Annotated in this window: 9 protein-coding genes and 5 pseudogenes; 3 read left to right on the plus strand and 11 right to left on the minus strand. The window is 38.7% G+C overall.

Annotated elements, in window-relative coordinates:
* Positions 1–420: pseudogene (locus tag FTV29_RS14515) on the plus strand (IS5-like element IS17 family transposase); the annotation flags it as partial.
* Between the two features lie 27 nt (positions 421–447).
* Here FTV29_RS14515 and FTV29_RS14520 read toward each other — a convergent pair.
* From FTV29_RS14520 to FTV29_RS14570, 11 genes and pseudogenes are all read right to left on the minus strand, one after another.
* Positions 448–726, minus strand: a pseudogene (locus FTV29_RS14520) (IS66 family transposase); the annotation flags it as partial.
* Positions 727–800: 74 nt separating this feature from the next.
* Positions 801–1,136 (minus strand): IS66 family insertion sequence element accessory protein TnpB, encoded by a 336-nt coding sequence (tnpB, locus tag FTV29_RS14525; RefSeq protein WP_157799610.1) that lies wholly within the window; start codon positions 1,134–1,136, stop codon positions 801–803.
* Complete coding sequence (locus FTV29_RS15200; RefSeq protein WP_074382684.1) at positions 1,133–1,534, minus strand: transposase; 402 nt, start codon at positions 1,532–1,534, stop codon at positions 1,133–1,135. Before FTV29_RS15200 ends, tnpB begins: the two co-directional genes overlap by 4 nt.
* Positions 1,535–1,609: 75 nt before the next feature.
* Complete coding sequence (locus FTV29_RS14535) at positions 1,610–2,968, minus strand: NAD(P)-binding domain-containing protein (RefSeq protein WP_074382685.1); 1,359 nt, start codon at positions 2,966–2,968, stop codon at positions 1,610–1,612.
* 447 nt (positions 2,969–3,415) lie between these two features.
* A pseudogene (locus tag FTV29_RS14540) lies at positions 3,416–3,675 on the minus strand (IS1 family transposase); the annotation flags it as partial.
* Positions 3,676–3,881: 206 nt separating this feature from the next.
* A pseudogene (locus FTV29_RS14545) lies at positions 3,882–4,077 on the minus strand (hypothetical protein); the annotation flags it as partial.
* Between the two features lie 188 nt (positions 4,078–4,265).
* The gene (locus tag FTV29_RS14550) at positions 4,266–4,463 is read right to left on the minus strand and encodes a hypothetical protein (protein WP_074382686.1); all 198 of its coding nucleotides are present in this window, start codon (positions 4,461–4,463) and stop codon (positions 4,266–4,268) included.
* Between the two features lie 62 nt (positions 4,464–4,525).
* A complete protein-coding gene (locus FTV29_RS14555) occupies positions 4,526–4,759 on the minus strand; it encodes a hypothetical protein (RefSeq protein WP_180075656.1) in 234 nt (77 codons plus the stop codon).
* 97 nt (positions 4,760–4,856) lie between these two features.
* Positions 4,857–5,072, minus strand: a complete 216-nt coding sequence (locus tag FTV29_RS14560; RefSeq protein ID WP_005093626.1) for a cold-shock protein — start codon at positions 5,070–5,072, stop codon at positions 4,857–4,859.
* Between the two features lie 885 nt (positions 5,073–5,957).
* Positions 5,958–6,230 (minus strand): hypothetical protein, encoded by a 273-nt coding sequence (locus tag FTV29_RS14565; RefSeq protein WP_005093629.1) that lies wholly within the window; start codon positions 6,228–6,230, stop codon positions 5,958–5,960.
* 151 nt (positions 6,231–6,381) lie between these two features.
* A pseudogene (locus FTV29_RS14570) lies at positions 6,382–7,563 on the minus strand (BREX system Lon protease-like protein BrxL); the annotation flags it as partial.
* 23 nt (positions 7,564–7,586) lie between these two features.
* Here FTV29_RS14570 and FTV29_RS14575 point away from each other — a divergent pair.
* Positions 7,587–7,859 (plus strand): transposase, encoded by a 273-nt coding sequence (locus tag FTV29_RS14575; RefSeq protein ID WP_159138990.1) that lies wholly within the window; start codon positions 7,587–7,589, stop codon positions 7,857–7,859.
* Between the two features lie 49 nt (positions 7,860–7,908).
* The gene (locus FTV29_RS14580) at positions 7,909–8,238 is read left to right on the plus strand and encodes a DUF4236 domain-containing protein (protein WP_159138991.1); all 330 of its coding nucleotides are present in this window, start codon (positions 7,909–7,911) and stop codon (positions 8,236–8,238) included.
* Positions 8,239–8,525: the final 287 nt, after the last annotated feature.

The raw sequence follows: 8,525 nt of genomic DNA on the forward strand, positions 1-8,525 counted from the left end.
GATTCACAGGTGCTTGGTGATTTACTTAATCAGATTCCACAAGATGAGCAGATTGACTCTGTTTATACCGATGGAGCTTATGACACCAAGCAATGCCGTCAGGTCATTGCAGATCGGCAAGCACATGCGGTGATTCCACCTAGAAAAAATGCGAAACCATGGAAAGATACAAAGAGTAGCTCGCTAGAGCGAAATGAATTACTTCGAACAGTTAAACGTTTAGGCAGGACATTATGGAAAAAATGGTCAGGCTATCATCGCCGCAGTTTGGTGGAAACCAAGATGCATTGCATCAAATTATTAGGCGATAAATTAATGGCAAGAAGCTTTCCTAGTCAGGTGAATGAAATTCATGCACGTGTAGCAGTCCTCAACAGATTTACGGAATTAGGTCGACCACTTACCCAAGTTACGCCTTAAATTTGGCTCAATTAGGGGCGCTTTGCATTTCAAATCTTTGTGCAACAAAGCCCTGCCGAATTTATGCTTTTTAAACAGAGCCAGTTCATGCTCGTATTTTTGAGTGAGAATAGAGAGATGTTGGTTGCATGCTTCCAGATGTTGAACTTTGCCATCTAATTGTTGATTGGTGACTTCCAGATGTTGAACTTTGGCATCTAATTGCTGATTTGATTGTGCCAAAGACTGATGCTGCATCGCCAATTGCCGGGTAAATTCCAGCAGTTGCTCATGGGTCAGTTGGTTTAAATCAGGCAGCGTTTTCATGACCGCAGTATGCCTGAGGTCATGAAGAGAATGAAATAGAACGTTTGGAGAATAGCAGAATGTACGAGCCTGGTTTAGAGCATCGTCACCACCTGCTGTCGTCCAATTCTCTGCCAGGGTAAACCCTGGATCAGTGCCTGCAACTGCTCTGGGCTGAGGGCTACGGTTTCACCCTGGTGAATCTGAGCCCAGTGAAATTTACCCTGTTCCAGCCGCCGGGCACACAGCCAGATGCCCAATCCATCATGCACCAGCACTTTCATGCGATGGCCACGCTTATTACAGAACAGGTAGGCGCAATGCAGTTTGATCGAGCCAAAGGCTCTCAGCACCTGAGCCATGGCAGTATCCATACCCGCACGCATGTCCATCGGCTGGGTAGAGAGCCAGATTTCATCGATATGGATCATGTTGCAAGTGCCTTGAGTAATTCTGCTAAAGCAGATATTTCTGATACTTGCCATTTCAAGCCAATTTCTGCTTTTGAGTGGGGTAAAGTAATTTGAACCGTTAACATGTCAGTAGGAGTAGGATCTAATGGTGCAGAGCAAGATAAGGCAATAAATGCAGGTTTATTCGGTAGTGGTGAGCGATCATTCCCTGGCTTACCATCAATTAAGCGAATCCATTTGGATACAAGATTTGTATTCAATCCATGTTGCAAAGCGACCGAAGCAATTGAAACGTTCGGTGCTTTAAGGCAAAGGATTTCTTTCTTTGCTTCGAGAGGTTCATGTTCATCAGGGTTGTTACGTCGTAAAGGCTGTACGGCCTTATTTGTCTCGGAGAGTGGTGGCAGTCCAAACAACAAACCCCATGACCATAACTTATGGGGCTTGTTGGCTATTTTGCTGCGTATTGTGTGGCTTTTTGTGATTAAGCCTTACATCGCTTCACGTTGTGCTTCATCTTCCAAATAGTTTTCTAAAGAATCATCTAGCGCATATAACCATGGCGTGTGATGTGGCTTAGCCATTTTTCCAGTCATTACTGAGCGATAGACTTTATCTCTAAAGCCCATAATGTTTTCTTTTTTATGCTTTTTCCATTGCATGAAAATATCATGCACTGCATCAATATTGAATGATGGATAGTCCGTCTGCGCAATCAGGCGTTTGATGTAGTCACCTTGGAAGCGGGCAGATTGTTCATCGTTCAATAGGCGCTGCTCTTTTTGATGTAAGGTCTGCGTATGGCTCTGCATTTCTGCCGTGCTTGGTAAAGCAATTTTGCCCAAAATCACATCACGGACAAACCATGCTTGCGCATCGAACATATTGAAGGTGTACCATTGATCTTGCATGCCCAAGTAGAACAAGCGAGGATTCTTTTCCCACACCACACCCTGATATAAACCCTGCGGATAAAGGCAGTTATGTGTTCTGAGGCGTAGGTTATCTTCAATAAATGGGAAGTGGTGCAAATAGCCTGTGCATAAAATAATGGCATCAATTTTGGCAGATGTTCCATCACTAAAATAAGCAGTATTTTCATCTACACGCAGTAATTGTGGCTTTTCAGACCAGTTTTTAGGCCATTTAAAGCCCATGGCTTTACTACGATAGCAACTGTAAATTTGCTTAGCACCGTATTTATAACATTGCGAACCAATGTCTTCGGCAGAGTAGCTGCTGCCAACCAATAACACAGACTTGCCTTTAAATTCCAGCGCATCACGGAAGTCGTGTGCGTGTAAAATGCGACCATGGAATTGATCAAAGCCTTCATAAACAGGAACGCGTGGGGTAGAGAAGTGTCCAGATGCAACGACAACATAATCAAATTGTTCTGAATAATGCTGTTGTTGTGCATAATCTTCGACATCTACCGTGAATTTTTGCGTTGTTTCATCATAGGCAATATGCTGAACGGCACTATTGAAACGAACTAAATCTTTGACCTGTGCTTTTTCTGCACGGCCTTTGATGTAATCCCACAGTACTGCACGTGGTGGATATGAAGCGATTGGTTTTTTGAAATGTTCATCAAAAGTATAATCGGCAAATTCTAGCGCTTCTTTGGGGCCATTTGACCATAAATAGCGGTACATACTGCCGTGGACAGGTTCCCCATGTTCATCTATACCAGTGCGCCAAGTATAGTTCCATAGCCCGCCCCAATCATTTTGTTTTTCGAAACATACAATTTCAGGAACTTGTAGACCTTTGGCCTTTGCTGACTGAAACGCTCTTAATTGGGCCATGCCACTTGGGCCAGCACCAATAATTGCAATTCGATCCATTGCTATCTCCATTAGTTTTGAGTTCTTAATTACCTCTCCAATTTTGAGTGTCACAATTTAGGATTTGAAATATAAGCATTATAAAGATAAGCAAATACAATCCTAAATTGAGCGATTAAAAATCTGTTCAAAATAGGATGTGAATTAAAAAAAAGAAAAAATAATAAAATGTGCTAAAGACAGTAAAAATTACCTAAGCAATTCATCTTTATAAAAAATACATTTTTTAAGAAAGCTGATCTTATCATAATTTCTGATTAATTGTGGCTTTGCTTAGTTATAAAAGTGAATTTAAAGTCATTCCATTAATATTTAAAATTTTATCATTTGGTATATGTTCTTGATTCTTATTAGGTTTTTCCTATAGATTCTAAAGAGAATTTTTTTAGATTTTTTCTTAAAATTTGTTTGAATTGAAGTGGTGGTGTTTCAAAAAGTATGCTGGGATTAAATGCAGCCATTATTGATGTGGAAGAAGGTTAAATCGAAAGCCTTAAAGTGGTTTTCTAACTTTTTCGAAAAATTACAGCTTCTCCTAAATCCACGCCTGAGCCGATGCCTGATTCTGCAATTATTACCTTCAATACCTACAGTAAAGAACTTACCAATCGATTGCTTATAATTTTAAAAGCAGTGACAAAACTGTCCCATAAATTACTCGAAATTCGCCTCCGACAAACCCGGTACGGTTCACCTAACTTTTTCAACTAACTACAAATGTGTCGCACTTGGGATTTGAATCTGCGTCGATAAAAATCATCTGCTGCCACAGAGAATCTATAAATAATAGTGCGCAAGTCCCAATAGATTAAAAAATGCTCAATTTTGGAATTTCCCCAAAGTTATCAGCTCTTCCAGGGCGAAAACTATCCCCAATTGCTGTGGATAAAATTTAGGCTATTTTGTACGCTTTATAGATCACCCGGATACCGCCACTTTTACCATTATTGCCTTGAGCACAAGGTGCTTTACGAATTCCACCACCATTTTTTGATTCAATCGCCCTGATCAGGCTATACCAAGAGATCTTGCTGGAGCTGACGATACCTTTCATCACTCACAAGCTCTTTGATTTGCTTGGTAAAAATACTGTTTTCAATAAATAAAATAGGTTTAAGTACGTCAATGGCGTATAAGAATTTTAGCAGTTTTAGAACAAAAAAAACGAGAGCTGTGAACTCTCGTTTCGCATAAGCAGAGGCTTACAAATATAAATATGAGCTATAAAAAAACCCGCATAATAGCGAGCAGGTTCTGATATTTGATCCAGACTATGGATTTTATAGAAATTATATTTCTAGATGATTTTGAATATTTTTCCACTTAAAGTACTTTGAAAAAGCATTTCAAAACTAGGTCGAATATCTTCACCATCGACGGTGATATGTTTTATATTCGAATGAGATTGGGTGGTGGCAAAATCATGATCCACAGTAGCTTGAATAGCGTATTTAACGCCAAACTGGTCTTTGATGCTGAGAGTCTGTTTAAACATATATATCCCCTTAAAAAAAATTGCAGTGGAAAGTCCACATAAACCATTGATGTTTATTATTTTTATTGATACACAGCTTTATCATTTAATTTAAATAGCTGATTTAGAGAAGTGTAAAATGTACGACCATCCAAATTTAAATCAACCTCGATTCCAGATTCCAGTAGAACTCTTTTACCGACTTCAATTTGTTTTAAACCTTGACGTGTATTTTGCATTTTATGTAGAGGAATTAATGAAACAATAATTTCAGTACCATTTTTAGATTTTGCAATTAAATCATTTATTTTTAACAACTTATATCCTATTTTTTAGAAATTTTTTCAATTTTGAAAACATTTTAAAGTATAAAAAAAGCACTAATGAGTGCTTTTTATTACTGCTTATTATTACTTAGATAGCAACAATATTTACAGCATTCGGTCCTTTTTGACCTTGAGCTACACTGAATTCAACTTGCTGGCCTTCAAATAAGGTCTTGAAACCTGAATTCGCGATTTCGCTGAAATGAGCAAAAACGTCTGGACCTGATTCTTGTTGAATGAAACCAAAACCTTTAGTTTCGTTAAACCACTTAACAGTACCTTTAACAACATTTGAGTTTGACATAATATATCCTACTAATTTTTAATAATTTTTTAGTCATTTTATTGACTGATTAATAACTTTGAAATAATAAAGAAGCGACTTAAAATCTGAAAAAACGAAGGATTATGACTAAAACTGCGATACTTAAAGAAGATTTACCGGAACAAGACTTTTTTCTAGTTAACTTAACTATACACTAAAAATAGTAAAAATCAAGTTTTCTTATATATATATTTATTAAACTAATAAAATAAGATTAAATTAATTAAAAAATTCAGTAAAATCATATTTTTATTGTAAATGTAACAATATAAGGTAATATGTAGAGTTGAGTTAGATTGATAAATAATGAATGCGATTATATAGTTCTGTAATAACAATATTGATGTTTTTAATTTCGGGAATGATGATTTTTTCCCATATGCAAGTCATAGATAAACCGCCAAATTTTATAGCTTTAAATACTGATAATTAGCAGTATGTGATAAAAAACCGCCTGTTAGGTTAATGCCAGTCAGTTAAGGAAATTTAGATTAAAAATAAATCTAAATTTCCTTATTTTTGAATTTTAATTGATCTAATTTTATGTGTTATTGAACATAATTTTAGTTCTGAAATTCTTAACTGATCAGCATTAGCCTGTTAGGTAGTTTTTTACTTTTGAAGAAATAATAAATATCGTTTATTTAACATAAACCCTCATATACAAAATTCGGGTGTCAGCCCCAAATAGAAATGTCCGGTTGCTCCAAAGTAAAAATTTCCGCTTTTAGAATACGCACTTTTGTGAGTGTCGAAGCGGACGGTTTGAATTACAGCAGATTGATGGATTCCTCGCTCCAAGCGCCTAAAATGAGCCAATGTCTGGCTGCCCTGCTTGATCGAGCAATTGAATCGTCAATTTATTCAGTCCTTAAGGATTGTAGAGGGTGGTTCAATGAGCTGGGTACCATTCTTGTGAGCAAATGCCTCATCCATTTTCTGCGCAACAGCACTGGGTTCACCATGTTTCGCAATATATTCAGCCCTTCTTTGCATAAACTCCGCTTCTCTTTGTTGAGCTCGCTGTATTGATTCATCAGGCTGTTGCCGTGGTTGTGTCGTCTTATAATTATAGAAGCCGACACCACAAACCAGGACAATCAAAAAAGCGATTTGTTTTTTAACAACTTTATTCACTTGCTCTCATCTCTATCAAATACCATCGCTTTTCCAGGCAGCAAAATTTCACCCTATTTAAAAAAATGGCTCAGTTATTTTATTCATCAATCTATTGATATTGTTAAATATTTATAAAGAGCCATTTCATCATCTTAAAATACGACTACCTTCAATCCACACCCAAAGCTTTAAATACCGCATCCACAGGATCCGCATAGAAGTTGGTCTGGAAGTTGATAAACAGTTCCACAGGAATCATTGGGATATCTGCCGCACTACTCATTGGCAAAGCAACCTTCTTGGCACCCGCATCAAAAGCCACCTGAAGACACTCAGCAATACTTTCCACCGGTGTCACAGAACCACCCAAGCTCATATCACCCAGTACCACCATCTGACTTTGTACCGATCGTCCTAACAGGCCAGAAGCAAAAGCCACTAAACTTGGCAGAGCAAGATGGCTGAGCGGGCCGGTATTCTGTAATTCCACCACATGTAAGTGGAAGTCATGTTCCAGCACCTTACTGCCACCCGAGATCCGGGATGCATTGGCCTTGAAGTAGTCAAATGCAATTTTGTCCTGCTCCTTGGCACTACTTGAATTCCATAAGCCTGATGTCGCCAGCTTTCCTGAACCTTTGGTGACTTGAAGTTCTAAGCGGTATAACCTCGGCATGCCTTTATTACTGAGCCCGATGGTATATAAGAAACCTGGCTTGGCTGGACCTTCGGGAATCAGTCCACCACCACCCTGCTCTTTTACCGATACAAAATGTTCTTCTAAGGTATCATTATCGATATAGCTGAAATGAACATCATAGAATTCCATGCCACCAATTTTCTTCAGCGGCTCTTTGATACGACGGCGCACCTGCAACGCATATTCCAGACACTGGCGTACATCTTCTTTATTAAACTGACCGTGTGGGTAGAGTAGCTTCATCAATCCGGAAACCGTCTTGCGAACGGCGATCACATCACGCTGATTCAGGTTGTTACCGAGTTTGAAGTACTTCTCAATGGAATCTGCAAAGCTACGCTTGCGCATTTCCCGGAAGAATTCAGCCAGATAATCAACGATCAATCCATAACGGTTGGTGAAAAACTCCGGGCGCATCTTCGGAATTTCCCAGCCGGGGATATAAGCATGAAAACGATCGAAGAATGCTGAATCGATCATGGCTTCAGGGAAAGGTGCCAACAGATGGCTGGTTTTGCCCAGAGATTCAACGCTTTGGTTGATATTCCCCACAAAAACCATCGAAGCTGAGGCTTCCATCTGTTCCCGGCTACGGGCAAAAGATCCTGAGGCCATGTAGTCTTTCATGATCTGTACGCCATCTTTGTCCTTTTGAATGCACGATTACGACCTAAGTGTTTGAAGGGTGGATTGAACACGATTTATTACCAAAATTAAAGAAAAAAAGTGTTTTAATTATGGATAATGCTTCTTTTCATAAAGGTCAAAAATTACAAGAACTCCTGAAAAAAGTAGGTCATTATTTAGTTTGGTTACCCCAATATAGTCCTGATTTAAATCCAATCGAAAAAATGTGGTCTAGAGTGAAATCTGTTCGAAATAAATTTAGAGTTGCAGATAGTGATAAATTATTTAAAGATCACTGTGGTGATTTATTTAGTATTTAGCTATATCAACTAAAATACACAGCGAACTGGTTTTGCAAATGGGGGGAATATGGGCTTTAGATTTCACAAGAGTATTAAACTGCTACCCGGATTAAAAATTAATCTGACGCATAAGGGCATCAGCAGTGCGAGCATTGGCAAACCCGGTGCTTCTCTAAATATTGGTAAAAAAGGCACTCGAACCAGCGTGGGCATTCCAGGAACAGGACTCTCTTATTCCAAACATCACCCCTATACAAATAGCCCGAATACCCCACAGAATACATCTCAGCAACCACCACGATTGCATCGCCTAAGTATGGAGACATCCAGATCAACTGTCTGGCTTTGGATCGCTTTTGGGGTGTTGTGTTTTATTGTCGGTGCAATGATTTTTTAGCGGACAGTATTTCGTAGCTTAAGTTAAAAATAAGAATGATTAGCTAATTCTTTCTAAACAATTTAGAATAAAAATCACACAGCTTTGGATGGTCATACAAGACGTACATCTACCAGATATCCAATATTTTTTATTAGCTTATCCGATTTGTTTAAGTCTGTTGACATACTCCCACCACTTTCACGATGTTCAAGTGGGGGATTCTAAAAGCAAAAGCTCTTAGGTGACTTCCTCACGGATTTCACTTGCTTTCTGCTTCGCAAGGCGACCTTTACCGCATCCACCCT

This window comes from Acinetobacter sp. YH12254, assembly GCF_013417415.1.
GTDB lineage: Bacteria > Pseudomonadota > Gammaproteobacteria > Pseudomonadales > Moraxellaceae > Acinetobacter > Acinetobacter pseudolwoffii.

Coding starts and splice junctions, on each gene's coding strand:
- tnpB (WP_157799610.1), bottom strand. CDS start 1,136: ATGATCCATATCGATGAAATCTGGCTCTCTACCCAGCCGATGGACATG.
- FTV29_RS14535 (WP_074382685.1), bottom strand. CDS start 2,968: ATGGATCGAATTGCAATTATTGGTGCTGGCCCAAGTGGCATGGCCCAA.
- FTV29_RS14550 (WP_074382686.1), bottom strand. CDS start 4,463: ATGTTTAAACAGACTCTCAGCATCAAAGACCAGTTTGGCGTTAAATAC.
- FTV29_RS14560 (WP_005093626.1), bottom strand. CDS start 5,072: ATGTCAAACTCAAATGTTGTTAAAGGTACTGTTAAGTGGTTTAACGAA.
- FTV29_RS14580 (WP_159138991.1), top strand. CDS start 7,909: ATGGGCTTTAGATTTCACAAGAGTATTAAACTGCTACCCGGATTAAAA.